This window comes from Marinobacter sp. L-80, assembly GCF_056859395.1.
On the sequence record NZ_JBSXOI010000075.1, the window covers coordinates 281,015 to 304,806 of the forward strand.

Consider the following 23,792-nt stretch of genomic DNA (forward strand, 5'->3'; position numbering starts at 1 on the left):
CAGGCTGGGGCAAACGGTTAAAAGACTACCATACTTTTGTCGCATGTCGCCTTACGGGACATCATGTCCCGTTTTCTTGCTCTGCGCAGGGGTCTCTTCGTCCGCAGAAGCGGCTGGGCGGTGGGCTTCTTCGCTGAATTCGCGGATGAAAATGCCCCAGAACGCCATAAACAGTGCAGCTACCAGCGGTCCCATTACGAATCCGTTGATGCCGAACATGACAATGCCCCCAAGGGTCGACAACAGAACAATGTAGTCCGGCAGTTTGGTATCACGACCAACCAGTACCGGGCGCAGCAGGTTGTCTGCCAACCCGATGACCACCACGCCAAAGGCTGTCAGCACCACCGCTTCGACAACATCGCCCACGGCCGCCAGGTAGATGGCTGCCGGCACCCAGACCAACGCCGCACCCACAGCCGGCAACAGCGATACGATCGCCATAACCACACCCCAGAGCAACGCACCGCTGATGCCCAGGATCCAGAAAATCAGCCCGCCCAGAGCCCCCTGGATGATGGCAATCAGCAGGTTGCCCTTGACGGTCGCGCGGGTCACCTCCGCAAACTTGGCAAACAGCAACCGCTCCCGCTCATCGCCCAGCGGCAGAGCCCGAATCATCAGCTCGACCAGCGCACGGCCATCCCGAAGCAGAAAGAACGCCAGATACACCATCAAGGCCAGGCCCAGAAAAAACTGGAAGGTATTCTGGCCCACGCCCAGCGCCTGCCTGCCCAGGAACTGGCTTCCTCCGACAAAGATACTCACGGCTCGGTCCCTCAGCTCGGCAAAGCTGATATCAAACTGTGCTAGGAAGGCCTGGATGGCGGGGAACGACTGGTTGACCCGATCTATGTATTCCCCGGGGCGTATTTCACCACTCTGGATCTGCTGATAAAGCGCGACGCCCTCGGCAACCAATGAGGTCACCAGTACCAGAACCGGGATAACCACGATGAACATGCAGATACACAGGGTAATCAGTGCATTTACATTGGGCCTGTCCCCGAGTTTCCGCTCCAGCAGTTGCTGCACCGGGTGGAAAATCAGGGCGATGGCGACCGCCCAGAATATGGGCCCGAAAAAGGGCTTCATAAGAAAAACAAAGGCAAGGGAAACGCCGACCAGCAACGCCAGAAAAGTCCGTGTTTCAAGTTTTGCGTACATAGATTATGCGGTTCCCTGATGTTGGTTCTGCGATATAACGAGTCATTCTACCCTACCACGCTGGCGTGGCCACTGTAGCTGTCTTCGGGTTATAGTGGACGGTTGTTGATCAACTAATAGACAGGTCATGTTGTTGGAACTGGAAACCTTCACCATCGAAACAGCCCTGGATGCGGCCACCGAGTTGCGCAAGGTTCTGGCCGCCCGAACGCACCGGCGCAAAGTGATGGGTCAGGAAGTCATGGTGCCGGGTCAGCTAGGCGAGGCCCTGCAGCTACCACGCATTATCAACCGGCTCCAGAGCAAGCAGATGAAGCAGAGGGAGCTCGGCCTCGAGGACTTCCAGGAGCTGTGGCCTACCCTGTCGCCACAGACTCGGGAGAGAGTGCTGGGGGCAATCGGCTGGTATGACCCCAAGGAACTTGACTGGGATGACAAGCGCTCCAACCGTCGGCCACTGGTCGATCCTGACAGTTAAGCCGTATAACACCGGCATCCCGACTTTGAAATGTCATACTTGGCCCATATGTTGGGCAGTATCAGGAGGATATTTATGACTGAACAACATCAATACACAGCACTTCTTGCTGAAGGCAGCGCGGTTCCCACACTCCTTTGTGGCCACTGCCACTCGATTCTCTCCAGGGCCCGGATTTTCCGGAATGAGGGCGACCAGCACCAGAACATGGAGTGCCAGACCATTGGCCTTTGCTCAGCCGACGATTGCGGCGCCGTCAATTGTTGCGATGACGCTCTGGCCCGCGTTGACAACCCCGAACGCCTGTTTGGCATTGCGTCCTGATTCAAAGCCACAACGCTCTGTTACGCAACTCAAACACACAAAATTTCCATCTGCTTTATCCTGATCTTCGACGATTGTAGTAGGGCACTATGAGCACCGGATGCCGCCCGGCAATCACGCAACCAATCAGTCAGGACAGTCGATGGCATGCGTATTCTGAGAACCGATGAAGCCCGCTTCGCAGGTCTTCCGGATTACCCCTTTGCTCCAAACCATCTTGACGTAGAACCGGGTCTCCGGATGCACTACGTTGACGAAGGCCCTAGAAACGCCTCGCCGGTTCTCATGCTCCACGGCGAACCATCCTGGTCCTACCTGTACCGGCACATGATCCCTCTGGTGGCCGAGGCCGGTCACCGGGTGTTGGCCCCGGATCTGATCGGCTTCGGCAAATCCGACAAGCCGGCGTCGGTTACAGACTACAGTTACGGCCGCCATCTCACGTGGCTGGCCAGTTGGCTTGAACAGCTCAACCTGACCAATATCACCCTTGTGTGCCAGAACTGGGGATCGTTGCTGGGCCTGCGACTGGCCGCGGAACACCGTCAGCGATTCAGCCGAATCATCGTCGGAAACGGCATGCTGCCGACCGGCGAAACGCCTGTTCCAGCGGTATTTTCCATGTGGAAGGCATTTGCCACCCACAGCCCCTGGTTCCCGGTCGGTCGTATCGTGCAACTGGGCACCGATCGCACCCTGAGCAAAGCTGAAATTGCCGCTTACGAAGCCCCATTCCCGTCAGCAGAGTTCAAGGCCGGAGCCAGGGCGTTTCCAAAACTGGTTCCGACGGAACCGGATACACCGGACAGCGACGCCAACAAGGCGGCCTGGCAGGTCCTGGAGAAGTGGAAGAAGCCCTTCATCACCTGCTTCAGCAGTGGCGACCCGATTACCCGGGGCGGCGACAGGCACATGCAGCGCCGGATTCCCGGTGCCCACGGCCAGCCTCACATCACGCTTCGGGGCGGACATTTCCTGCAGGAAGATTCACCGGAAGATTTCGCCCGTATCATCATCGATGCCCTGAAATCGGAAATGGCGGCCTGAGCCGCCATTTTTCCTGGCCGAACACGGTTACCGTCTGGCGGCGCAGAGTGCCGAGCCCGAGCAGCGGTTAGCTGCCTACAGGACTCATGACAAAGATTCCCCGGCATCGGACGGCAACACAATGACCTGTCCCCGGCAACTACCTATAGCCCCGCCGGGGTTTTGCGTATTAAAGCAACAACAAAACCGCTATAATGTGCGCACATCATGCATTGCCCGGCAATGCTTTACCTCCCGAATTCCGAGTGAATCAATGTCTGAATTGTCCTTTGCCGAACTGGGGCTTGATCCAGCCGTACTTGAAGCTGTGTCCGCCGTTGGCTATGAAACCCCGTCTCCTATCCAGGCCCAGTCCATCCCTGCGCTGCTTGCCGGCAACCATCTGCTGGGCGTTGCCCAGACCGGTACCGGTAAAACCGCAGCGTTTGCACTGCCCCTGCTGAGCCGGATAGACGCCTCCGTCACCGATCCCCAGATTCTGGTTTTGGCACCCACACGGGAGCTGGCCATCCAGGTGGCGGAAGCCTTTACCACCTACGCCAGCAAGTTCCGGAATTTCCACGTTCTGCCCATTTACGGTGGCCAGGACTTTTATCCCCAGATCAAGGGCCTGCGTCGCGGTGCCCAGGTGATCGTGGGCACACCGGGCCGGATGCTCGACCACCTGCGCAAAGGTACCCTGAAGCTGGACAGCCTGAAAGCGCTGGTTCTTGATGAAGCCGACGAAATGCTGCGCATGGGCTTTATCGACGACGTGGAAGCGATCCTGGCGAAGACCCCGGAGAACTGCCAACGGGCATTGTTCTCGGCCACCATGCCGCCGCAGATCAAGAAAGTGGCCCAGACCTACCTGCGCAACGCCACAGAAGTTCGCATTGAAAGCGAAACCCGCACGGTCGAGCGTATCTCCCAGTTCGTTCTGCCGGTCTATGCTGAGCGCAAGCTGGATGCCCTGACCCGCATTCTGGAAGTTGAGCCGATTGATGCCGCCATAATTTTTGTGCGCACCAAAGCGGAAACCACCATGCTGGCCGAAAAGCTTTCTGCCCGGGGCCACGCGGTCGCGCCCCTGAGCGGTGACCTGAACCAACGCCAGCGTGAACAAACGGTTGAAGACCTGAAGCGCGGAAAGAAAGACATTATCATTGCCACCGACGTGGCAGCACGCGGTCTGGACGTGTCCCGTATCACACACGTCATCAACTACGACGTTCCCTACGACACTGAAGCGTACATCCATCGGGTTGGTCGTACTGGTCGTGCCGGTCGCGAAGGCAAGGCGATCCTGCTGGTAACACCCCGCGAGCGCAGTTGGCTGCGAACGCTTGAACGCGCAACAAACTCGCCGATGGAAGCTTACGAGTTGCCGTCTCCCGTTGAGCTCAAGAAAATGAGGGAGCAGCAGTTCGAGTCCCAACTGCTGGGCTTTGCGGAAGACAAGAAGTTGGCAAAGGCGATGTCGCTGCTGGACGAAATCGCCGAGCGCAATGACATGGACATGGCCATGGTAGCCGGCGCCCTCGCCTGCTGGATGGAAGCAGCCCAGCCAGGCTCCCTGCCCCTCGAGCAGCCAGAGGCCTTGCCAACCGTGTCGGCAACACCTCCCCGCCGTGATCGTAAAGGTGGCGGCGGTCGTCCGGGCGAGAATCGCAAGGGCCCGAAAGGCGGTTTCAAGAAAGGTGGCCCGAAGGGTCGTGGCGGCCCCGGTGGTCGAGGCAAACCGCCCGGCAAGGGCGGCAAGCCCGCAGGCAAGCGCCCGCCTCGTCAGGCTTAAGCCTGACGCTGATAGACCACGAAACTGTAGTCGTAAGGGTTGTTATCGGACGCGGAGAAATCCTCCCGTCCGATTTCTTCCCACTCATCCCAGTTTACTTCCGGAAAAAACGCATCGCCGTCCACCTCAGCGTGCACCTGGGTGATGTACATCCGATCAACCATCGGCAATGCCTCGGCGTAGATCTGCCCGCCACCGATAATCATCACTTCGTCACCACCTTCCAGCTCCGCCTGCGCCTCGGCCTTCACCAGCGCTTCGGGCAAAGACTTCGCAGCCACTGTTCCGGTTGGCGCTTCCCACTCTTCATTGCGCGAGATCACCACGTTCATCCGTCCCGGCAATGGCCGCCCAATGGAGTCCCAGGTCTTCCTGCCCATGATAATGGGCTTGCCCATGGTAGCCTGCTTGAAATAACGAAGGTCACCCGGAAGATACCAGGGCAGTTTGTTGTTACGGCCAATAACCCGGTTACGGGACATGGCAACGATCAGGGCTTTTCTCATGTACTCGTCTCTTCGGGGTTCGGTCAAATGGCAATCGGCGCCTTGATGCCCGGATAGGGGTCATAACCCTCAAACTCGAAATCTTCCAGCTCGTATTCGAAGATGCTCGCGGGCTTGCGCTTGATCACGAGTTTAGGCAGGGCCCGGGGCTCGCGTTTCAGCTGCTCGAAGACGATGTCGTCGGTCAGGTGGTTCTGGTACAGATGGCAGTCGCCGAAGGTATGCACAAACTCACCGACATCCAGATCACACTGCTGGGCAATCATGTGCGTCAGCAAGGCGTACGAGGCAATATTAAAAGGTACGCCCAGGAACAGATCGGCGCTTCGCTGGTAAAGCTGGCAGGAGAGCTTGCCGTCGGCCACGTAGAACTGGAAAAGGCAGTGACAGGGTGCCAGCGCCATGCGACCCTCGCGAACGTTATCCTGGGGACCGATGGACTCATCCGGAAGCTCAGCGGGGTTCCAGGCGGACACGATCAGCCGGCGGGAATTCGGTTTGGTGCGAATCTGCTCGATCACTTCGCTGATCTGGTCAACCACCTCGCCATTGGGGCACTGCCAGCTTCGCCACTGTTTGCCATAGATAGGCCCAAGGTCACCATTCTCCAATGCCCACTCGTTCCAGATCGAGACCTTCCGTTCCTGCAGCCAGGAGTTGTCGGTGGAGCCCCGCAGGAACCAGAGCAGTTCGTAAATGATGCTGCGCAGGTGGACTTTCTTGGTAGTGACCAGCGGAAAGCCCTCCTGGAGGTTGAAGCGAATCTGACGGCCAAACACCGACCGGGTGCCGACACCGGTGCGGTCTCCCTTGTCGAATCCGTTATCAACAACGTCTTGCATAAGGTCGAGATAGGCTTTCATCGGGCTTGTCTCCGGTAGGCAATAAACATCAGGGCGGCGCCGGCAACGATCATCGGGAAGGACAGTACCTGCCCCATGGTAAGCCAGTCAAAGGCAAGATAGCCCAGCTGCGGATCCGGCTGACGCACGAATTCCACCAGGAAGCGGAACACGCCGTAGCAAATGAGGAACAGACCGGAAACCGCCATGGTCGGGCGCTGCCGGGATGAGAACCACCACAGGATCACGAACAGGGCAACGCCTTCCAGGGCAAACTGGTAAAGCTGGGAGGGATGACGGGCGAGAGAATCCGGAGCCGTTCGAAACACCATACCCCAGGCAACGTCAGTGGGCTTGCCCCACAACTCGCCGTTAATAAAGTTGCCGATCCGCCCTGCGCCGAGTCCAAGGGGCACCAACGGCGCCACAAAGTCGGCCAGGCGCCAGAATCCGCTGCCCACCTTGCGGCCATACCACCACATGGCAAACATCACGCCCAGCAAACCGCCGTGGAAAGACATGCCCCCTTCCCAGACCCGCAGCAGCCAGAGCGGGTCCGCCAGGAAGGCGTCAAAGTTGTAGAACAGGACATAGCCGAAGCGGCCGCCCAGGATGACCCCCAGGGCCAGGTAAAACAGAAGGTCGCCCATCTGCTCTTCGTTGATCGGCGACCAGGGCTTGCGGGTGCGAATGCGTCCAAGCCACCAGCCGGCTAGAAAACCGAACAGATAAGTCAGACCGTACCAGTGGATCTTGAGGGGGCCGATGGCAATGGCCACCGGATCAATCTGGGGATGCTGCAGCATATACTACCTCTCAGCTCAGGAGAAAACGGAGCCCCACCAGCAGGAGCATGATGGAGAAAGTACGCTTGAGAATCCGGGGGTTCAGCCGATGTGCCAGATTGGCGCCCACCCGGGCAAAGAAAACGCTGGTGAGAATAATACCGATCAGGGCCGGCAGATAAATGAAGCCGGCGCTCGGTTCCGGCAGTGCGGGATTGTCCCACCCTGTCCAGATGTTACCCAGAGCACCGGCAATGGCGATAGGCAGGCCGCAGGCAGCCGATGTGCCCACCGCCTGCTGCATCCGCACGTTGCACCAGCTCAGATAGGGAACCGTCAGAGTTCCACCGCCGATTCCGAAAATCGCCGACGCCCAGCCGATACCGCCCCCGGCAACGCCCAGCCCTGCGACGCCGGGAACATCACGACCGGGCTTGGGGTCGACCTGGTAAAACATCTTCAGGCCCACCAGAATCACGAAAATACCGATCAGCAGTTCCAGCGCTCGCCCGCTCATCAGGGACGCGGTCCAGGCGCCAACCAGGGCACCGGCCACAATCCCCGCGGTCATGGGCCGGAACAGATCCCAGCGCACGGCACCGTGCTTGTTGTGGGAGCGAATGGAGCTGACCGAGGTAAAGACAATGGTCGCCAGCGAGGTGCCAACCGCCAGATGGGGAATAATGTCCGGATTGATTCCCTGCAGACCAAAGCTGAACATCAGCACAGGCACGATGATCAGCCCGCCGCCAATGCCAAACAGGCCCGCGACGGTGCCCGCCAGGGCGCCAAGGGCCAGATAAGATGCTATTACATAGAAAAGGGTCATAGTTTGAGACGCACCCGGGAAAACCAAGGCTGGTATGATACACAGCGCAAGAGTCAACTTCATTAAATCCGGGAGCCTACTCCTAAACCATGTGCCTGATCGCTTTCGCCCTTGGCCAGAACCCTCATTTCCCGCTGGTTGTTGCCGCCAACCGGGATGAATTCTTCCGTCGCCCAACAGCCGCCATGGACTGGTGGACCACAGAATCCGGCACCCGCGTGCTTGCCGGCCGTGATCTGCTTTCCGGGGGCACCTGGCTTGCAGTCAATGCCGATGGCGAGGTCAGTGCCGTGACCAATGTACGGGAAGGCACACCGGAGACCGGTCGAATCAGCCGGGGCGAACTGCCCTTGCGGGCCCTCACCGATTCCCGGGATAGGCTTGAGGGCTATCTACTTGATGAAGCCGATCAGTTTTCCGGCTTCAACCTCGTTCACCTGACCACGGGAGACGGCTGGTATTTCAGTAACCGGGATGCCCACCCCGGCCGGCGGATCCACCGCGGGGTCTACGGCCTGAGCAATCACCTTCTGCAGACACCCTGGCCCAAACTTCTGCGCCTCCGACAGGCCGCAGGGGACACCGTTGCCGCTGCCGGCCGCCACGCAGAAAAGCTGCACAACGAATTGATTCCTCTGCTTCAGGACAGCACGCCGGCACCGGACCACCTGCTGCCTGACACCGGCGTTGGGCTGGAGACCGAGCGCTTCCTGTCGTCGCCCTTTATCGTCGGCTCAGATTACGGCACCCGGGCAACCACCGTGGTGACCGTTTCAGCCAGCGGTGAAATCGAGGTGACGGAACAGAACTGGGGTCCGGATGCCCGGACCGGTGAACGACGTCACTTCCACTGGCGGCGATAGCGATCTGGCTCTGGTATAATCCGCGAAATTCTGCCACCCGATCGGAGGGCCTCTGATGGCCGGTGAACAAGGCGCCACATCGATAGCTGATTTTGAGAAGTCTCTTGATGAACTGGAAAAGCTGGTTCGCGATCTGGAGCAGGGCGAGCTGTCCCTGGAACAGTCCCTGACGGCGTTCGAGCGGGGTGTAAAGCTGACCCGGGAATGCCAGCAGGCGTTGAAGAGCGCCGAGCAACGGGTCGAACAACTGGTCCAGAACAGCGACGGCACCCTGGAAACCCGCCCGTTCTCACCGGATGATGCTGACTGATGTCCGGAAAGAACCTGCTTGCCTCTGATTTTCTGGAAACCTGCCGGGCCCGCGTCGATGCGGAACTGGATCGGTGCATTACCCGTGATTCCGCCTCTGGCCGGCTGCAGGAAGCCATGCGCTACAGCGTGCTGGGCGGTGGCAAGCGAATCCGCCCGGCACTGTGTCTTGCAGCGGCAAAGGCAATGGGACAGACCGGTGACGAGGCCCTGATCCCGGCCTGCTCAGTGGAACTGATCCACGCCTACTCGCTGATCCACGATGACCTGCCGGCCATGGATGACGATGAATTGCGCCGCGGACGGCCTACTACGCACATTGCCTTCGACGAAGCCACCGCCATCCTTGCTGGCGATGCCCTGCAGGCACTGGCTTTTGGCTGGCTTGCCGAAGCGCCGGGACTGCCTGAATCGGTGCGTCTGATCATGGTCCGGGAACTGGCCCGGGCCAGTGGCCACGGAGGAATGGTTGGTGGCCAGGCCATCGATCTGGAGTCCGTCGGCAAAACCCTGGCCCTGGCGCAACTTGAAACCATGCACCGCCACAAGACTGGCGCCCTTATCGAAACCAGCGTGCGAATTGGCGCCCTGACGGCGCCGTCGGTCGACGAACAGGCCCTGGCTTCCCTGACCCAGTACGCCAAAGCCCTGGGCCTGGCCTTCCAGGTTCAGGATGACCTTCTGGACATCGAGGGCGATACAACGGTCATTGGCAAACCCCAGGGCTCGGATGCCGCCCGCGCCAAACCCACCTACCCCGCCCTGCTTGGCCTGGAAGGCGCCAGGGAGCACCTGGCCAATCTGCTGGAACAGGCCCAGCAAAGTTTGCAGGCGTTTGGTCCCGAAGCAGACCCCCTGCGGGCAATGGCCGATTACGTGGTGGCAAGAACCCATTGAATCCCGGCGCTCCGAAGGCGCACACTGGCCGTAAATATTTTCGTAACAACTGGCCCGCTTTGTGTGAAACAGCTTCCCCTGTTCCCTTATAATGCCAGTCAGTTACTGAACGTACCGGAAAAGACCCGAGCAGATGCAGGACACTTATATTTTCAAGGAAATCCCGTCACAGCGGCCCAATACGCCGCTTCTGGACCGGATTGACGAACCGGCCCAGCTCAGAGAGCTGGCCCCGGAACAGCTGACCCGGCTGGCCCGGGAGCTCAGGGCCTTTCTGTTATGGTCAGTGGGCCAGACTGGCGGTCATTTCGGGGCCGGCCTGGGCGTGCTTGAGCTTACTGTCGCCCTTCACTACGTCTTTGATACGCCGAGCGACCGCCTGGTGTGGGACGTCGGCCATCAGGCCTACCCCCACAAGATCCTGACCGGACGGAAAGAGTCCATGGGAAGCATCCGCCGCAAAGGCGGTCTGGCCGGCTTCCCGAAACGGGCCGAAAGCGAGTACGACACCTTTGGCGTCGGCCATTCCAGCACTTCCATCAGCGCAGCGCTGGGCATGGCGATCGCAGCACGCCTGCAGCAGACCGGTCGAAAGAGCATTGCCGTTATTGGTGACGGCGCCATGACCGCCGGCATGGCGTTCGAGGCACTGAACCACGCCGGTCACCTGCACGCCGACATGCTGGTGATCCTCAACGACAATGACATGTCGATTTCCCGGAACGTTGGCGGGCTGTCCAACTACTTTGCCAAACTGCTGTCCAGTCGCACCTACAATCAGGTTCGCGATAGCAGCAAGAAGGTTCTGCAGGGAGCGCCACACCTGATGGCGCTGGCCAAGAAGACCGAGGAACACTTCAAGGGCATGATTGCCCCTGGCACACTGTTCGAGGAACTGGGGTTCAACTACATCGGCCCGATCGATGGCCACGACCTGCCCCTGCTGGTTGAAACCCTGGAGAACATCCGCGAACTTGAAGGTCCGCAGTTTCTGCATGTGGTGACGACCAAAGGCAAGGGTTTTGCCCCGGCCGAAGCCGATCCGATCGGCTATCACGCCATCAACAAGATCGAGCCGGTTCCACCCAGTAAACCCGAACCGGTCAAGTCGAAACCGAAGAAGCCCAAATATGCCAACGTCTTCGGGCAGTGGCTGTGCGATTCCGCCGAACAGGATCAGCGCGTGGTGGGCATCACCCCGGCCATGTGTGAAGGCTCGGATCTGCTGGCATTCTCACAGCGCTTCCCGGAACGCTACTTCGATGTCGCCATCGCCGAACAGCACGCAGTCACGCTGGCAGCAGGGCTCGCCTGTGACGGCGCCAAGCCGGTGGTCGCCATCTACTCGACGTTCCTGCAGCGGGCGTACGATCAACTGATTCACGATGTCGCTATCCAGAACCTGGATGTGCTGTTCGCGATTGATCGCGCAGGCCTGGTCGGTGAAGACGGCCCGACCCACGCTGGCGCCTTCGACATCAGCTACCTGCGCTGCGTGCCGAACATGGTGGTGATGACACCGTCGGACGAAAATGAAACCCGCCAGATGCTCCAGACCGGCATGCTCTACGAAGGACCGGCATCGGTGCGCTACCCCCGTGGCACAGGCCCCGGTGCCGAAATTCAGCAGGAACTGACGCCGCTTGAGATTGGCAAGGGCCGCCGGATTCGCAACGGCAAAGGTGTTGCCATCCTCAACTTTGGCACCCTGCTGGCGCCTGCTCTGGAGGCTGCAGAAGCCATCGGCGCGACGGTCGCAGACATGCGTTTCGTCAAACCCCTGGATGAAGAACTGGTGTTGGAGCTGGCCGAGCAGCATGAACTGCTGGTGACCCTGGAAGAAAACGCCATTGCCGGTGGTGCAGGCAGCGCCGTGACCGAATTCCTGAACAGCCGCCTGGTTACCTTGCCGGTACTTCAACTGGGCCTGCCCGATACCTTTATGGACCACGGCAAGCACGGGGAGCTGCTGGAAGAATGTGGTCTGGATGCCGCAGGTATTGAATCGTCTATCCGCACGCGGATCGAGACCCTGCGCCACCAGAACCTGAAAGCCGTCAAATAGACGGAACACAAACCTGAGAATGCAAAAAGCCCGCGGAGTTCGCGGGCTTTTTCGTATGTGGCGACAAACCCAGCTCAGATTTCGGGATCGTCGTCCTGATGGGTCTCCAGCCAGTGGCCGAGCTTGCTCTGCTTGGTATCGAGGTAGTGTTCATTGTGGGGGTTGCGGCCCACGTGCAGAGGTACCCTTTCCGTAATGTCGATGCCGTAGGAGGAGAGCGCTTTGACCTTGCGGGGATTATTGGTCATCAGCCTCAGGCTCCTGATACCGAGATGCTCCAGCATGTCCTTGCACATGCTGTAGTCACGAAGATCGGCCGCGAAACCCAGACGCTCGTTGGCCTCTACCGTATCCGCGCCCTGATCCTGCAGATGGTAGGCGCGGATCTTGTTCAACAGGCCGATTCCCCGACCCTCCTGACGCAGATACATGAGGATACCCCGACCTTCCCGGGCAATGCTGCGCAGCGCCTCTTCCAGCTGGTAGCCGCAATCACACCGCATGCTATAGAGGGCGTCGCCGGTCAGACATTCGGAATGCGTGCGGGCCAGCATGGGTTCGTCGCTATCCAGGTCGCCGAGAGTCAGGGCGACGTGTTCCTTTCCGGTGTCCGGTTCTTCAAAGCCGTGCATATCAAATACCCCGAACGGGGTCGGCAACCGGCAGGTCTGGATGTAACGAACAGCCACAGTGTTTCCTCGTGGTTCAGTCAATCGGGCCGCGCATTCTATCACGGGCCCGCCCGCTTGGCGTAGTCTCGGCACTGTCGCTCCTCCGGAGTGGTCTTGGTAACCAACACTTACGAGCGCGGCGGTCCGCCAGATCAGGCTTTATCGGCGACCCAGTGGCCACTGCGGCCGCCTTTCTTCTCCAGCAGACGCACGGAATCAATCTCCATGCCACGATCGACCGCCTTGCACATGTCGTATAGCGTCAGTGCCGCCACGCTTGCCGCGGTTAACGCCTCCATCTCGACACCGGTCTGGCCGGAAAGTTTGCAGCGGGTCAGAATATGTACAGATGCCCCGTCGTCGCCCGGAGTCAGTTCAACTTTTACAGACGTCAGGTTCAGCGCATGACACAAGGGAATCAGATCATGGGTTTTCTTTGCGGCCATGATACCGGCGATGCGGGCAACAGCCAGGACATCCCCTTTGGGATGCTCACCCTCAATAATCATGTTCAGGGTTTCCGGCGCCATGCGGATGGTAGCTTCAGCGCGGGCCTCGCGTTCGGTGGCCGCCTTGTCGGTCACGTCCACCATGCGGGCTTCGCCCTTGTCGTCGAGATGGGTCAGTTTACTCACGGTCTCTCCCGGAATCGGTTGTGCAAGATGGTGAAAAATGCAGGAACGACAGCATAACAGACATGGCCACGGCGTCGCTGACAAGTGTCAGCTTTGGGGCCACCAGAAGCGGATACCGGCGATGCCCTGACCGCCCCGCTGGCGAGCCTCACGGAGATCGCCGGGCGACAAACCGCCCAGGGCAAATACCGGAAGCACCGCTTCCGACACCAGGTCGGCAAAGACCGACCATCCCAGGGTCGGCGCACCCGGATGGCTTTCGGTCGGCTGGACTGGCCCCAGGGTCACATAGTCCGCTCCGATAGCCGTCGCATGATCGATTTCCTGCCTGTCATGGCAGGAAACCCCCAGCCAGACATCTTCCGGAACCGGTCTGGCCGAGAGCTTGGCCGCCTCGCGCCAGGGCAGGTGCAGCCCATGGGCGCCGGGTATGGCGCGGAATACCTCCGGTCCACCGTGCACAATCAGTGTAGCTCCGGTCTTTTCACAAACCGGCAACGCGTTCGCCGCCAACTCCCGATAGGCCGGCGGTCTCAACGCCGGAGCCCGGAGCAGTACCAGCGGTGGTCGAGCGGCGCTCAGACCCTCCTGAAGGTGCGCAAGGGTTGGCTCCAGGCCATTCTCGGAACCGGTGATTGCCAACTGCCGGGGCAAACGCAGAGCGCGAATGATCGGCCGGTTGGCGGCGGGGAAATCCTCATCCCGAAGCTGCTCCGGGGTCAGCCATTCCACGGGCTGCCCCTCACATCCCCTTGCTTCGCCCCCGGCAGAACTGGTTTCCCAGACGTCCAGGAAAACCCGCTTGTCGCCATAATCGTGCCGAATACCGATAACAGGCTCCAGGGAACCCGCCGGCACGTGAAGACCGGTTTCCTCGGCAATTTCGCGCACAAGCGCCGCCTGAACCGTCTCGCCAGGCTCCACCTTGCCACCGGGAAACTCCAGTAAGCCCCCTTGGTGAACGTGGTCTGGCCGTCGGGCGATCAGCACACGGCCATCACGGACGATGACCGCCACGGCAACGTGAACCTCTTTGACCGGCGTCTCTCTGGCAGACATGCTCAGGTACGATACTCGGCGTTGATAGTCACGTAATCGTGGGAGAAGTCACAGGTCCACACGGTTTCCCGAACATCACCCCGCTTGAGGTCGATGGCAATGGTGATCTCCTCCCGATCCATCACGGCCTGCCCGCGGGCTTCCGAGTAATCCTCGGCCCGGCCACCGTTGCGGACCAGGCAGACATCGCCCAGATAGATTTCAAGGGCATTGAGGTCCAGTCCTTCGACACCAGCGCGACCAACCGCCGCCAGAATCCGGCCCCAATTCGGGTCCGAGGCGAACAGTGCGGTCTTGACCAACGGCGAATGCGCCACGGTATAGGCAACGTCCAGAGCCTCCTGCTGACCGGCCGCTCCGCTGACGTCGATGGTGACAAACTTGGTTGCTCCTTCGCCGTCGCGGACAATGGCGTGGGCCAGTTCCAGATAGATTGCCTGCAAGGCCTCCCGCAGCTTCGGCAGCGCCGCGCTGGAGGCCGTGATCTCGGGGCCGGAATACTGGCCGCTGGCCATCAGCATGCAGGCGTCATTGGTAGAGGTGTCGCCATCGATAGTGATGCGGTTGAAGGACTTTTCCCCCAGTTCCGAGGCAAGCGTCTGCAGCAGTTCCGGCGCAATCCGGGCATCGGTGGCAATAAAACCGAGCATCGTCGCCATGTTGGGACGAATCATGCCCGCACCCTTGCTGATGCCCGAGATGGTTACCGTGTGACCATCCAGCTCAATCTGACAGGAAGCGCCCTTGGGGCGGGTGTCCGTGGTCATGATGCCACTGGCCGCTTCAGCCCAGCGATTCTCTACAGTGTTCGCCAAAGCCTCCGGAAGCGCGCCAACGATCTTCTGGACCGGCAACGGCTCGCCAATCACCCCCGTGGAAAACGGCAGAATTTCGGCTTCCGTGACGCCAGCCTGCTTTGCCAAGGCCTGGCAACAGGCCATAGCATCCCGCATACCTTGCTCACCCGTACCGGCGTTGGCATTGCCCGTGTTGATCAAGAGGTACCGAGGCGAGGTCTCGGCCAGATGCCGGCGGCTGAGGGTAACCGGCGCTGCACAGAACTGGTTTTTCGTGAAGATACCGGCAACCCGGCTTTCCGGGGCCAGCTCGAAAACAACCACGTCCTTACGTCCCGGCTTCTTTATACCGGCACTGGCTATGCCGACCTTGATTCCGGCTACCGGATAAAACTCAGGTAAGGTTCCCGGACCTACCGCCATTGTGCCACTCCTCTTGTCTGGGGGTGCGCTCGAGGTAACACACGACCCGCTGAAAACGAAAAAACCCGCATCCCACCAGTTGTGGCTGGCAGAGTGCGGGTTCCGATGGTGCGGTCAGTGCTCTGAATCAGCTGACCTTGCCATGACACTGCTTGTACTTCTTGCCGGACCCGCAGGGGCAGGGTTCGTTTCGACCCACCTTGCGCTCCTGTCGAACGAAGGTTTCCGGAGTCGACTGCCGGGCTTCGTCAGCCTCACCCTCACCCTGGCTCTGGGCCGTGGCGCTGGTTTCGTCGTGGCGCAGACGGGCCTTTGCGAGCTCTTCTTCCAGCTCCTGTTTGCGACGGCGCTCGACTTCTTCCATCTCCTCACGGCTCTGGACACGCACGTGGCAGAGTACCCGGGTAACATCCCGCTTCATGGTATCAAGCATGGTTTCAAACAGGTTGAACGCCTCGCGTTTGTACTCCTGCTTGGGGTTCTTCTGGGCATAACCCCGCAGATGGATACCACGGCGCAGATGGTCCATGTTGGAAAGATGCTCTTTCCAGAGGGTATCGAGCACCTGCAGGAACACCTGCTTCTCGAACTTGCGCATGGCCTCGGAACCGGCAATCTCTTCCTTGGCCTGGTAGGCAGCCACGATCTCGTCGAGAATCTTCTGGCGCAGGTTTTCTTCGTACAGCTTGTTGTCTTCTTCCAGCCACTTCTGAACCGGCAGATCAATCGCCATCTCCGACTGGAGCTGTGCTTCCAGCCCGGCGACGTCCCATTGTTCCGGCATACTCTGGGGCGGAATGTATTCACTGATCAGCGAGTCGACAACGTCTTCCCGAATGGTCGTCACCATGTCCGAAATGTCGTCTGAAGACATGACTTCGTTGCGCTGGTCGTAGATAACCGTGCGCTGGTCGTTGGCTACGTCATCGTATTCCAGCAGGGTCTTACGCATGTCGAAGTTGCGACCTTCCACCTTGCGCTGGGATTTCTCGATCGCGTTGGTCACCATCCGGTGCTCGATGGCCTCCCCCTTCTTCATGCCCATGGCCTGCATCAGGCTCTTGACCCGGTCTGGGGCAAAGATGCGCATAAGGTTGTCTTCCAGAGACAGGAAGAACCTTGAGGAGCCAGGATCACCCTGACGCCCGGCACGACCGCGAAGCTGGTTGTCAATTCGACGGGATTCGTGACGCTCGGTACCAATGATGTGCAGACCGCCGGCCTCCAGCACCTGATTGTGACGCTCGGTCCACTCGGCCTTGGCCCTGGCAATTTCCTCTTCGGAGGGATTGTCCATGGCGGCAACTTCGTGTTCCCAGTTACCGCCCAGCACGATATCGGTACCACGGCCGGCCATGTTGGTGGCGATGGTGACCGCCCCGGGGCGGCCCGCCTGGGCAATGATATGGGCTTCGGATTCGTGCTGCTTGGCGTTCAGGATCTTGTGTTCGATCCGCGCCTTCTTGAGCAGCATGGAGAGCAGTTCGGAGGCCTCGATGGAGGCGGTACCGACGAGAATCGGACGTCCTTCGGCAGTGACATCCTTGATCTCGTCAATAATGGCGTGGAATTTCTCTTCCTGGGTCAGGTAGACCAGGTCGTTGTAATCGGTCCGCTGGATCGGCTTGTTGGGGGGAATGACCACCACATCGAGGCCGTAGATCTGGCGAAACTCGAAGGCTTCGGTATCTGCCGTACCGGTCATGCCGGCCAGCTTGTCGTACAGCCGGAAATAATTCTGGAAGGTGGTCGATGCCAGCGTCTGGCTCTCGGCCTGAATCTTGACGCCCTCTTTGGCCTCAACGGCCTGGTGCAGACCTTCACTCCAGCGACGACCCGGCATGGTACGACCGGTATGCTCGTCGACGATGACCACCTGGCCGCCCTGGACGATATAATCCACGTCTTTCTGGAACAGGTGGTGGGCCCGCAATGCTGAGTGCACATGGTGCAACAGGCTGAGGTTGGCGGCGGAATAGAGGCTCTCACCTTCCTTCAGAAGGCCACGCTCAAGGAGAAGCTCTTCAACCTTCTCGTGACCGCTTTCTGTCAGCTCAACCTGGCGGGATTTCTCATCGATGGTGAAGTCACCGGTCGGCTCTCCTTCCTCAGGCACTTCGCCCTTTTCGAGGTTGGGGATCAGTTCATTGATGGCCTGATAAAGCTTTGAACTGTCCTCGGCTGCCCCGGAGATAATCAGCGGCGTTCTGGCTTCGTCGATCAGGATAGAGTCCACCTCGTCCACGATCGCATAGTTCAGCCCGCGCTGGACCTTGTCTTCGGTACTGAACGCCATGTTGTCGCGCAGGTAGTCGAAGCCGAATTCGTTGTTGGTACCGTAGGTAATATCGGCCTGGTAGGCTGCCCGCTTTTCCTCCGCTGGCTGGCCCGAGGCCACGACACCCACCTGCATGCCCAGGAACCGATAGAGCTTGCCCATCCAGTCGGCATCACGACGGGCCAGGTAATCGTTCACGGTAACCACGTGGACACCCTTGCCGGACAACGCGTTGAGGTACACGGAAGCGGTAGCAACCAGCGTCTTGCCCTCACCGGTCTTCATTTCCGCGATCCGGCCTTCGTGCAGGGTGATACCACCGATCAGCTGGACGTCGTAATGACGCATACCCATAACCCGGCGGCCCGCTTCACGCACGGTTGCGAAGGCTTCCGCAAGAAGCGCATCCAGGGATTCGCCTTCGTCGATCCGACGACGGAACTCCGCGGTCTTGCCCTGCAACTCGGAGTCGGACAGATTGCCATATTGCTCTTCAAGCTCGTTAATGCGCATGACCGTCTTGCGCATTCTCTTGATTTCTCTGGCGTTTTTACTGCCGAACATCTTGGTTGCAAGCTTTGTGAACATAGACCACTGCTTCTTTGATTAAACGGAGGAAGCCGGCATTCTAACCTTATTTTGTAACAGGACAAAAGGTAGGCCTCACACAGGCGCAATAAGTCGCTGATGAGGCACCGGATTCACGGATAAAAACTGGCCGGAGGCCGACTGGCGGGAAAGTACTGACAACGGCTTGCGGGCCGGAACCGAATTAGCGGCTCGCCCGCTTGATGTAGGTTTCCGGGTTTTCAGACTTGCCATTCCGGATGACTTCAAAGTGCACGTGAGGCCCGGTGGAACGGCCTGTGCTGCCCATCAGCGCGACTACCTGGCCTTTCTGGACAACATCGCCCACCTTCACCTTGATAGTCTTGCAGTGGGCATAGCGGGTTATCAGGCCATCACCATGGTCGACTTCCACAAGGTTACCGTAGCCATAGCGCTCTCCGGCATAGGTAACGACACCGCCGGCGACCGAAATAATGTCACTGCCATCCTTGCCGGCCAAATCAACACCGGCATGCCAGGTCCGCTTGCCGGTAAACGGATCGGACCGGTAACCGTACTTCGAAGACAGCCAGCCCCAGGTGATCGGACGGCCTTCCAGGTACAGCTCATCTTCGAGCCGCTTGCTGGAGGCCAGCTGGTCGAGCAACCGCAGTTGCTGCTCGCGGTCTTCGATTCGCCATTCCATTTCCTCAATCATCCGGGTCAGCTCAGGTGCGGAGAAGGAATCCCCGGACAAGGCATCTTCTGGCCCGCCGACTGCAGCCGGCTGATCGAAGTTGAATTCGTCACTGGCCACGAGGCCGGATTCCACAAACCGCTGGCCCAGCGCATCCAGTCGCAGGAGACGGCCCTGGATCTCGCCGAGGCGAAGAGTCAGCGCATCAACCTGTTGCTGAACGTTCTCCTCAATACTGGCCAGTTCTGCCTTCTGGTCTGCCAGCTTCTGTTTCCAATCGGCGACCAGCTCGGAGTTGGTGGGCTCTCTGGCCTCTACCTGCTGCACAGCCATTTGATACCCTGCCCAGCCGGCCGCGACCAGCAGGGAGAGCACGAGGAACAGCAAGCAGGCAGCAAGCGTGCTGTTGATCGACAGCACACGGGACTTTCCGTGGCGTTTGCCAACGAGAATAATGTTCATATCATCATCTGGTTTCATCGTTGAGCCGCAACCGCATCCTGTAGTGTTGCGCCCCGGAAAAATCCGAAGGGGGTCTGCCATCCTTTGGCAACAGCTACATACTGAAAAAATTGCAGCGCCCGGTAGACATACTCATTTATCACAATGTAAAACGAGTGTAATACAGGCACTACGCATAAACCGTGCCGAAGTGTAACCAATCGTAAACGCAGCCGTCGAGTAAAAACGCCGCCATGAAACGCAAAAGCGAGCAAAAAATGACCTTCGACAAGCTTGGCAGAACCCCGGTACTGAAGGATCTTGTGGCAAAGGCCGAGCTCCATCGACAGGCGGAAGGAGAAGTCCTGGCCGCCCTGCCGAGCGAGCTGGTCAACGGGACACGCTTTGTCAGCTGCAAGGACGGAGAGCTGGTCCTGACCACCGAAACCGCGGGTAAAGCGAGTCAGATCCGGTTCCGCCAGCACGAAATCATGGAAAAGCTGCGAGAGAACGAACTGTTCCGGTTCGTCTGGAAACTGAAGGTCAAGGTTGCACCGCCCAGATTTCGGGAAAAACCGGTGTTCAAAAAAGAACCCTTGAGCAAAGAAAATGCCCGGCTCCTCAAAGAGGAGGCCGGGCACACGAAGGATAAAGCATTACGCGAGGTTCTCGAAAAACTCGCTAGCCACGTCCGGGATTAAAGCGTCCTGCTTCAGCCCGCCGCCAGCACAGGCTTCATATAGGAAATCGGGGCAGTGGCCTCGTCATCAAAGGTAACCACTTCCCAGGCATCCTCTTCTGCCCTGAGCTTGCGCAACAGCTTATTGTTCAGATCGTGGCCGGATTTGATCCCCCGGAACTCACCAATCAGGCTGTTGCCCAACTGATAGAGATCGCCGATGGCATCAAGCAGCTTGTGCTTCACAAATTCGTCGTCATAGCGCAGACCGTCTTCGTTGAGGATCTTGTAGTCATCAACAACGATGGCGTTGTCCACACTGCCGCCGAGAGCAAGGTTCATGGCACGCAATTTTTCGATGTCACGCATGAACCCGAAAGTCCGAGCGCGACTCACTTCCTTGACAAAGGAGGTACTGGAAAAATCGACGGTTGCTGTCTGGGCGCGGCCCTTGAACACGGGGTGATCAAAGTCGATACCGAAGCTCACCTTGAAGCCTTCGAAAGGCAGCAGGGTGGCCTTCTTGTCGCCTTCCTCAACCGTTACCTCACGCTTGATGCGGATGAAACGCTTGGCTGCATCCTGTTCGGCAATGCCGGCGGACTGCAGAAGGAACACAAAAGGACCGGCAGAACCGTCCATGATGGGCACTTCCGCGGCACTTAGTTCGACGAAACAGTTATCAATCCCGAGACCAGCCATGGCCGAGAGCAGATGCTCCACAGTCGCCACACGGACACCGTTTTTTACCAGCGTCGTGGACAGCATGGTCTCACCTACATTCTCCGCGCAGGCACGAATCTCAACCATCGGGTCAAGATCGGTACGGCGGAAGATGATACCGGAGTCCACCGGGGCAGGCTTGAGGGTCAGGTAGACCTTCTCACCCGAGTGCAAGCCAACACCGGTGGCACGGATGGTGTTTTTAAGTGTCCGTTGTCTGATCATCGGTACATAATTCCGTCACAAAAAGGCGATATTCTAGGCAAAAATCTGCCCGGAGAATATCAGAAAATAAGACTGAATACCATTTAACCAATCCGTTGTTGCTGAATGTTCATCCAGCATCCAACCCATGGCAATCAGTGCACGTATTTACCGGATACCGGGTTCCATGTTTCGCACAAGAACCACAACCGGATCACAATTGCACCAGATTATCAGTCAGCCTGGCGACGGAGGAATGCGGGAATATCGAGATAGTCGACACCCTGCTCCTCGCTATCCTTGCTCTGGTCGATTGCCACGTTTCCATGGGAAACGGCCCGGCGACGCAGAACAGCGGGACGATCCAGCTGGTTGTAATCGGTTTTTCCATCCAGAGTGCGGGTATTGTCCACCACCTTGGTCGGCTTCTCACGATCACCACCCAGGCCGGTCGCAACAACCGTTACCTTCAGTTCGTCGGTCATTTCCGGATCAATAACGGTACCGACAACGACGGTGGCAGAGTCAGAAGCAAACTCACGCACAATGTCGCCAACCTCGGAGAATTCGCCCAGGTTGAGATCCATGCCCGCGGTAATGTTGACCAGAATACCCTTGGCACCCTGCAGGTTGATGTCTTCGAGCAGCGGGCTGCGAACGGCCGCTTCGGCGGCTTCCCGCGCACGATTTTCACCCGTGGCACGGGCGGTGCCCATCATCGCCATACCCATCTCGGACATGACCGTCTTCACGTCGGCGAAGTCGACGTTGATCATACCGTTGCGGGTAATCAGATCAGCGATACCCTGAACTGCGCCCAGAAGCACATCGTTAGCTGCGGCAAATGCGTCCAGCAGGCTGGTTTTCTTGCCCATGACCGCCAGCAGCTTTTCATTGGGAATGGTAATCAGGGAATCAACGCTTTCTTCCAGCTCTTTCAGACCGGATTCAGCAACGCTCATGCGCTTGCCGCCTTCGAACATGAAAGGCTTGGTGACCACTGCAACGGTCAGGATGCCCAGTTCGCGGGCTACTTCCGCTACGATCGGCGCGGCACCGGTACCGGTACCACCGCCCATGCCCGCGGTAATGAAGACCATATCCGCGCCCTTGATGGCTTCGGCGATACGATCGCGGTCTTCCAGGGCAGACTGGCGACCGACTTCCGGATTGGCGCCGGCACCCAGCCCCTTGGTGATGTTGCCACCGAGCTGGATGATCTGACGCGCGTCCATATCGGTCAGCGCCTGGGCGTCCGTGTTGGCGCAGATGAATTCCACACCTTCGATGTCGCTGTTAAGCATATGGCGCACGGCGTTGCCGCCACCACCGCCTACACCGACGACTTTAATGACAGCGTTTTGCTGGACATTATCGACGAGTTCAAACATTTCCCCTACTCCTTCGTGCTGTTTTCAGCCCTTGTTCCGGGCTGTTTGTTCGAGATTGTGTTTTCGAGATACCTTCGTGTACTACCCGCCCGGCCCCGTCAGAAATGACCGGTAAACCAGGCTTTCATGCGCTCAAACAGCGAGGGTGCATCTTCACCCTTGAGCACCGGTGCCCGCCCCAGATCCATCTGGCGGAAACCATGAATCAACAACCCAACGCCAGTGGCGTAGATCGGATTGTTGACTACCTCCGTCATGCCGGAAACCGCCTGCGGACAGGCCAGCCTTACCGGCATGTGGAAGATCTCTTCGGCCAGCTCCACCACGCCTTCCATGGTGGAGGAACCGCCGGTTATCACGATGCCTGCCGGAATGAGGTCTTCAAATCCGGACCGGCGCAACTCTGACTGAACCAGGGTGAACAGCTCCTCGTAGCGCGGTTCCACCACCTCCGCCAGGGCCTGCCTGGACAGATCGCGCGGCGCGCGATCGCCAACACTGGGCACCTTGATGGTTTCATCCGCACCGGCCAGCTGGGTCAGTGCACAGGCATACTTGATCTTGATTTCTTCAGCATTCTGGGTCGGTGTGCGCAGCGCCATGGCAATGTCGTTGGTCACCTGGTCGCCGGCGATCGGAATCACCGCCGTGTGCCGGATAGCACCGCCGGTAAACACCGCAATATCCGTGGTGCCACCACCGATATCCACCACGCAGACACCCAGCTCTTTCTCATCCTCGGTGAGAATGGCGTGGCTGGATGCCAGCTGCTCCAGGATGATGTCATCCACCTCAAGCCCGCAGCGCTTCACGCATTTCTCTATGTTCTGGGCGGCATTCACCGCGCAGGTCACCAGATGAACCTTTGCCTCCAGGCGCACACCGGACATGCCCATGGGTTCCTTGATGCCTTCCTGGCTGTCGATCACGAACTCCTGGGGCAGAATATGGAGAATCTTCTGGTCTGCAGGAATCGCAACCGCCTGGGCGGCGTCAATGACCCGGTCTATATCGGCCTGGGTGACCTCACGGTCACGGATTGCAACAATGCCGTGGGAATTCAGGCTCTTGATGTGGCTGCCGGCAATACCCGCATACACCGAGTGAATGCGGCACCCGGCCATCAATTCCGCCTCTTCCACCGCGCGCTGAATTGCCTGGACGGTGGTTTCAATATTCACCACCACTCCACGCTTGAGGCCCCGGGAAGGATGGGAACCAATGCCCACCACTTCGATGGTGCCGTCCATCTTGCGCTTGCCGACAATCGCAACCACCTTCGAGGTTCCGATATCGAGGCCGACAATCATGTTTTCCGTTTCAACCGATGACATGTGTTCCACCAAACCGTAGGTCTGA

General features: G+C 58.9%; 23 protein-coding genes. 9 read left to right on the forward strand and 14 right to left on the reverse strand.

Translation table 11 applies throughout. The features are described 5' to 3' along the window. Positions 1-51: 51 nt before the first annotated feature. Positions 52-1,167: an AI-2E family transporter gene (locus tag AC13E3_RS18375; RefSeq protein WP_008176456.1), complete on the reverse strand. Its 1,116-nt coding sequence runs from the start codon at positions 1,165-1,167 to the stop codon at positions 52-54. Between the two features lie 127 nt (positions 1,168-1,294). On the opposite strand from AC13E3_RS18375, the gene AC13E3_RS18380 reads away from it, so the two are divergent. From AC13E3_RS18380 to AC13E3_RS18395, 4 genes are all read left to right on the forward strand, one after another. Then, positions 1,295-1,645 (forward strand): hypothetical protein, encoded by a 351-nt coding sequence (locus AC13E3_RS18380; protein WP_008176458.1) that lies wholly within the window; start codon positions 1,295-1,297, stop codon positions 1,643-1,645. Positions 1,646-1,720: 75 nt separating this feature from the next. Further along, positions 1,721-1,969, forward strand: a complete 249-nt coding sequence (locus tag AC13E3_RS18385; RefSeq protein WP_008176460.1) for a hypothetical protein — start codon at positions 1,721-1,723, stop codon at positions 1,967-1,969. A gap of 147 nt (positions 1,970-2,116) precedes the next feature. After that, positions 2,117-3,016, forward strand: coding sequence for a haloalkane dehalogenase (locus tag AC13E3_RS18390; RefSeq protein ID WP_008176462.1), 900 nt, complete (start codon positions 2,117-2,119; stop codon positions 3,014-3,016). A gap of 253 nt (positions 3,017-3,269) precedes the next feature. Continuing rightward, positions 3,270-4,790 carry a DEAD/DEAH box helicase gene (locus AC13E3_RS18395; protein WP_008176464.1) on the forward strand — a complete coding sequence of 507 codons (1,521 nt, stop codon included), beginning with the start codon at positions 3,270-3,272 and terminating at the stop codon, positions 4,788-4,790. Here AC13E3_RS18395 and AC13E3_RS18400 read toward each other — a convergent pair. Genes AC13E3_RS18400 through AC13E3_RS18415 form a run of 4 tightly spaced genes read right to left on the reverse strand, consistent with a single transcriptional unit; the run spans position 4,787 to position 7,752 of the window. Then, a complete protein-coding gene (locus AC13E3_RS18400; RefSeq protein WP_008176466.1) occupies positions 4,787-5,296 on the reverse strand; it encodes a dihydrofolate reductase in 510 nt (169 codons plus the stop codon). The two genes, AC13E3_RS18395 and AC13E3_RS18400, sit on opposite strands and share 4 nt — an antisense overlap. Positions 5,297-5,319: 23 nt before the next feature. Next, a complete protein-coding gene (locus AC13E3_RS18405; protein ID WP_092030347.1) occupies positions 5,320-6,159 on the reverse strand; it encodes a thymidylate synthase in 840 nt (279 codons plus the stop codon). Beyond that, positions 6,156-6,944, reverse strand: coding sequence for a prolipoprotein diacylglyceryl transferase (gene lgt, locus AC13E3_RS18410; protein WP_008176473.1), 789 nt, complete (start codon positions 6,942-6,944; stop codon positions 6,156-6,158). The genes AC13E3_RS18405 and lgt overlap by 4 nt, the downstream gene beginning before the upstream one ends. 10 nt (positions 6,945-6,954) lie before the next feature. Next, positions 6,955-7,752, reverse strand: coding sequence for a sulfite exporter TauE/SafE family protein (locus AC13E3_RS18415; RefSeq protein ID WP_273157754.1), 798 nt, complete (start codon positions 7,750-7,752; stop codon positions 6,955-6,957). Between the two features lie 89 nt (positions 7,753-7,841). On the opposite strand from AC13E3_RS18415, the gene AC13E3_RS18420 reads away from it, so the two are divergent. From AC13E3_RS18420 to dxs, 4 genes are all read left to right on the forward strand, one after another. Beyond that, a complete protein-coding gene (locus AC13E3_RS18420) occupies positions 7,842-8,615 on the forward strand; it encodes an NRDE family protein (RefSeq protein WP_288367263.1) in 774 nt (257 codons plus the stop codon). A gap of 55 nt (positions 8,616-8,670) precedes the next feature. Next, positions 8,671-8,925, forward strand: coding sequence for an exodeoxyribonuclease VII small subunit (locus AC13E3_RS18425; RefSeq protein WP_008176478.1), 255 nt, complete (start codon positions 8,671-8,673; stop codon positions 8,923-8,925). Further along, a complete protein-coding gene (locus AC13E3_RS18430) occupies positions 8,925-9,821 on the forward strand; it encodes a polyprenyl synthetase family protein (protein ID WP_008176481.1) in 897 nt (298 codons plus the stop codon). The genes AC13E3_RS18425 and AC13E3_RS18430 overlap by 1 nt, the downstream gene beginning before the upstream one ends. A gap of 133 nt (positions 9,822-9,954) precedes the next feature. Beyond that, positions 9,955-11,886 carry a 1-deoxy-D-xylulose-5-phosphate synthase gene (gene dxs / locus AC13E3_RS18435; RefSeq protein WP_008176482.1) on the forward strand — a complete coding sequence of 644 codons (1,932 nt, stop codon included), beginning with the start codon at positions 9,955-9,957 and terminating at the stop codon, positions 11,884-11,886. A 74-nt stretch (positions 11,887-11,960) separates the two neighbouring features. On the opposite strand, the gene ribA is transcribed toward dxs, so the two are convergent. The 6 genes from ribA to AC13E3_RS18465 form a co-directional block, all read right to left on the reverse strand. After that, complete coding sequence (gene ribA, locus AC13E3_RS18440) at positions 11,961-12,575, reverse strand: GTP cyclohydrolase II (RefSeq protein ID WP_008176485.1); 615 nt, start codon at positions 12,573-12,575, stop codon at positions 11,961-11,963. Positions 12,576-12,709: 134 nt separating this feature from the next. After that, on the reverse strand, positions 12,710-13,192 hold the full coding sequence (gene moaC / locus AC13E3_RS18445) for a cyclic pyranopterin monophosphate synthase MoaC (RefSeq protein ID WP_008176486.1): 483 nt from the start codon (positions 13,190-13,192) through the stop codon (positions 12,710-12,712). An 87-nt stretch (positions 13,193-13,279) separates the two neighbouring features. After that, on the reverse strand, positions 13,280-14,251 hold the full coding sequence (locus tag AC13E3_RS18450; RefSeq protein ID WP_482902331.1) for a Nudix family hydrolase: 972 nt from the start codon (positions 14,249-14,251) through the stop codon (positions 13,280-13,282). A 2-nt stretch (positions 14,252-14,253) separates the two neighbouring features. Further along, positions 14,254-15,471, reverse strand: coding sequence for a bifunctional glutamate N-acetyltransferase/amino-acid acetyltransferase ArgJ (gene argJ, locus AC13E3_RS18455; protein ID WP_273157757.1), 1,218 nt, complete (start codon positions 15,469-15,471; stop codon positions 14,254-14,256). A 127-nt stretch (positions 15,472-15,598) separates the two neighbouring features. Beyond that, on the reverse strand, positions 15,599-18,337 hold the full coding sequence (gene secA, locus AC13E3_RS18460) for a preprotein translocase subunit SecA (RefSeq protein ID WP_008176491.1): 2,739 nt from the start codon (positions 18,335-18,337) through the stop codon (positions 15,599-15,601). Between the two features lie 184 nt (positions 18,338-18,521). Further along, the gene (locus tag AC13E3_RS18465; RefSeq protein ID WP_008176493.1) at positions 18,522-19,475 is read right to left on the reverse strand and encodes a M23 family metallopeptidase; all 954 of its coding nucleotides are present in this window, start codon (positions 19,473-19,475) and stop codon (positions 18,522-18,524) included. 215 nt (positions 19,476-19,690) lie between these two features. Between AC13E3_RS18465 and AC13E3_RS18470 the strand changes: the two genes are divergently transcribed. Next, complete coding sequence (locus tag AC13E3_RS18470) at positions 19,691-20,137, forward strand: DUF721 domain-containing protein (protein ID WP_008176496.1); 447 nt, start codon at positions 19,691-19,693, stop codon at positions 20,135-20,137. An 11-nt stretch (positions 20,138-20,148) separates the two neighbouring features. On the opposite strand, the gene lpxC is transcribed toward AC13E3_RS18470, so the two are convergent. From lpxC to ftsA, 3 genes are all read right to left on the reverse strand, one after another. Continuing rightward, positions 20,149-21,063 carry a UDP-3-O-acyl-N-acetylglucosamine deacetylase gene (gene lpxC / locus AC13E3_RS18475; protein ID WP_008176497.1) on the reverse strand — a complete coding sequence of 305 codons (915 nt, stop codon included), beginning with the start codon at positions 21,061-21,063 and terminating at the stop codon, positions 20,149-20,151. A 212-nt stretch (positions 21,064-21,275) separates the two neighbouring features. Beyond that, complete coding sequence (gene ftsZ / locus AC13E3_RS18480) at positions 21,276-22,433, reverse strand: cell division protein FtsZ (protein WP_008176500.1); 1,158 nt, start codon at positions 22,431-22,433, stop codon at positions 21,276-21,278. A 98-nt stretch (positions 22,434-22,531) separates the two neighbouring features. Continuing rightward, a complete protein-coding gene (ftsA, locus tag AC13E3_RS18485) occupies positions 22,532-23,767 on the reverse strand; it encodes a cell division protein FtsA (RefSeq protein ID WP_008176504.1) in 1,236 nt (411 codons plus the stop codon). Positions 23,768-23,792: the final 25 nt, after the last annotated feature.

Bases quoted from the DNA above. Each gene is read 5' to 3' on its own strand.
- argJ (WP_273157757.1), bottom strand. From the start codon at position 15,471: ATGGCGGTAGGTCCGGGAACCTTACCTGAGTTTTATCCGGTAGCCGGA.
- AC13E3_RS18390 (WP_008176462.1), top strand. From the start codon at position 2,117: ATGCGTATTCTGAGAACCGATGAAGCCCGCTTCGCAGGTCTTCCGGAT.
- AC13E3_RS18450 (WP_482902331.1), bottom strand. From the start codon at position 14,251: ATGTCTGCCAGAGAGACGCCGGTCAAAGAGGTTCACGTTGCCGTGGCG.
- secA (WP_008176491.1), bottom strand. From the start codon at position 18,337: ATGTTCACAAAGCTTGCAACCAAGATGTTCGGCAGTAAAAACGCCAGA.
- dxs (WP_008176482.1), top strand. From the start codon at position 9,955: ATGCAGGACACTTATATTTTCAAGGAAATCCCGTCACAGCGGCCCAAT.
- AC13E3_RS18380 (WP_008176458.1), top strand. From the start codon at position 1,295: ATGTTGTTGGAACTGGAAACCTTCACCATCGAAACAGCCCTGGATGCG.
- AC13E3_RS18405 (WP_092030347.1), bottom strand. From the start codon at position 6,159: ATGAAAGCCTATCTCGACCTTATGCAAGACGTTGTTGATAACGGATTC.
- ftsZ (WP_008176500.1), bottom strand. From the start codon at position 22,433: ATGTTTGAACTCGTCGATAATGTCCAGCAAAACGCTGTCATTAAAGTC.
- lgt (WP_008176473.1), bottom strand. From the start codon at position 6,944: ATGCTGCAGCATCCCCAGATTGATCCGGTGGCCATTGCCATCGGCCCC.
- AC13E3_RS18395 (WP_008176464.1), top strand. From the start codon at position 3,270: ATGTCTGAATTGTCCTTTGCCGAACTGGGGCTTGATCCAGCCGTACTT.
- lpxC (WP_008176497.1), bottom strand. From the start codon at position 21,063: ATGATCAGACAACGGACACTTAAAAACACCATCCGTGCCACCGGTGTT.
- AC13E3_RS18415 (WP_273157754.1), bottom strand. From the start codon at position 7,752: ATGACCCTTTTCTATGTAATAGCATCTTATCTGGCCCTTGGCGCCCTG.
- ftsA (WP_008176504.1), bottom strand. From the start codon at position 23,767: ATGTCATCGGTTGAAACGGAAAACATGATTGTCGGCCTCGATATCGGA.
- AC13E3_RS18375 (WP_008176456.1), bottom strand. From the start codon at position 1,167: ATGTACGCAAAACTTGAAACACGGACTTTTCTGGCGTTGCTGGTCGGC.
- AC13E3_RS18470 (WP_008176496.1), top strand. From the start codon at position 19,691: ATGAAACGCAAAAGCGAGCAAAAAATGACCTTCGACAAGCTTGGCAGA.
- AC13E3_RS18425 (WP_008176478.1), top strand. From the start codon at position 8,671: ATGGCCGGTGAACAAGGCGCCACATCGATAGCTGATTTTGAGAAGTCT.
- AC13E3_RS18385 (WP_008176460.1), top strand. From the start codon at position 1,721: ATGACTGAACAACATCAATACACAGCACTTCTTGCTGAAGGCAGCGCG.
- AC13E3_RS18400 (WP_008176466.1), bottom strand. From the start codon at position 5,296: ATGAGAAAAGCCCTGATCGTTGCCATGTCCCGTAACCGGGTTATTGGC.
- AC13E3_RS18430 (WP_008176481.1), top strand. From the start codon at position 8,925: ATGTCCGGAAAGAACCTGCTTGCCTCTGATTTTCTGGAAACCTGCCGG.
- AC13E3_RS18465 (WP_008176493.1), bottom strand. From the start codon at position 19,475: ATGAAACCAGATGATGATATGAACATTATTCTCGTTGGCAAACGCCAC.
- AC13E3_RS18420 (WP_288367263.1), top strand. From the start codon at position 7,842: ATGTGCCTGATCGCTTTCGCCCTTGGCCAGAACCCTCATTTCCCGCTG.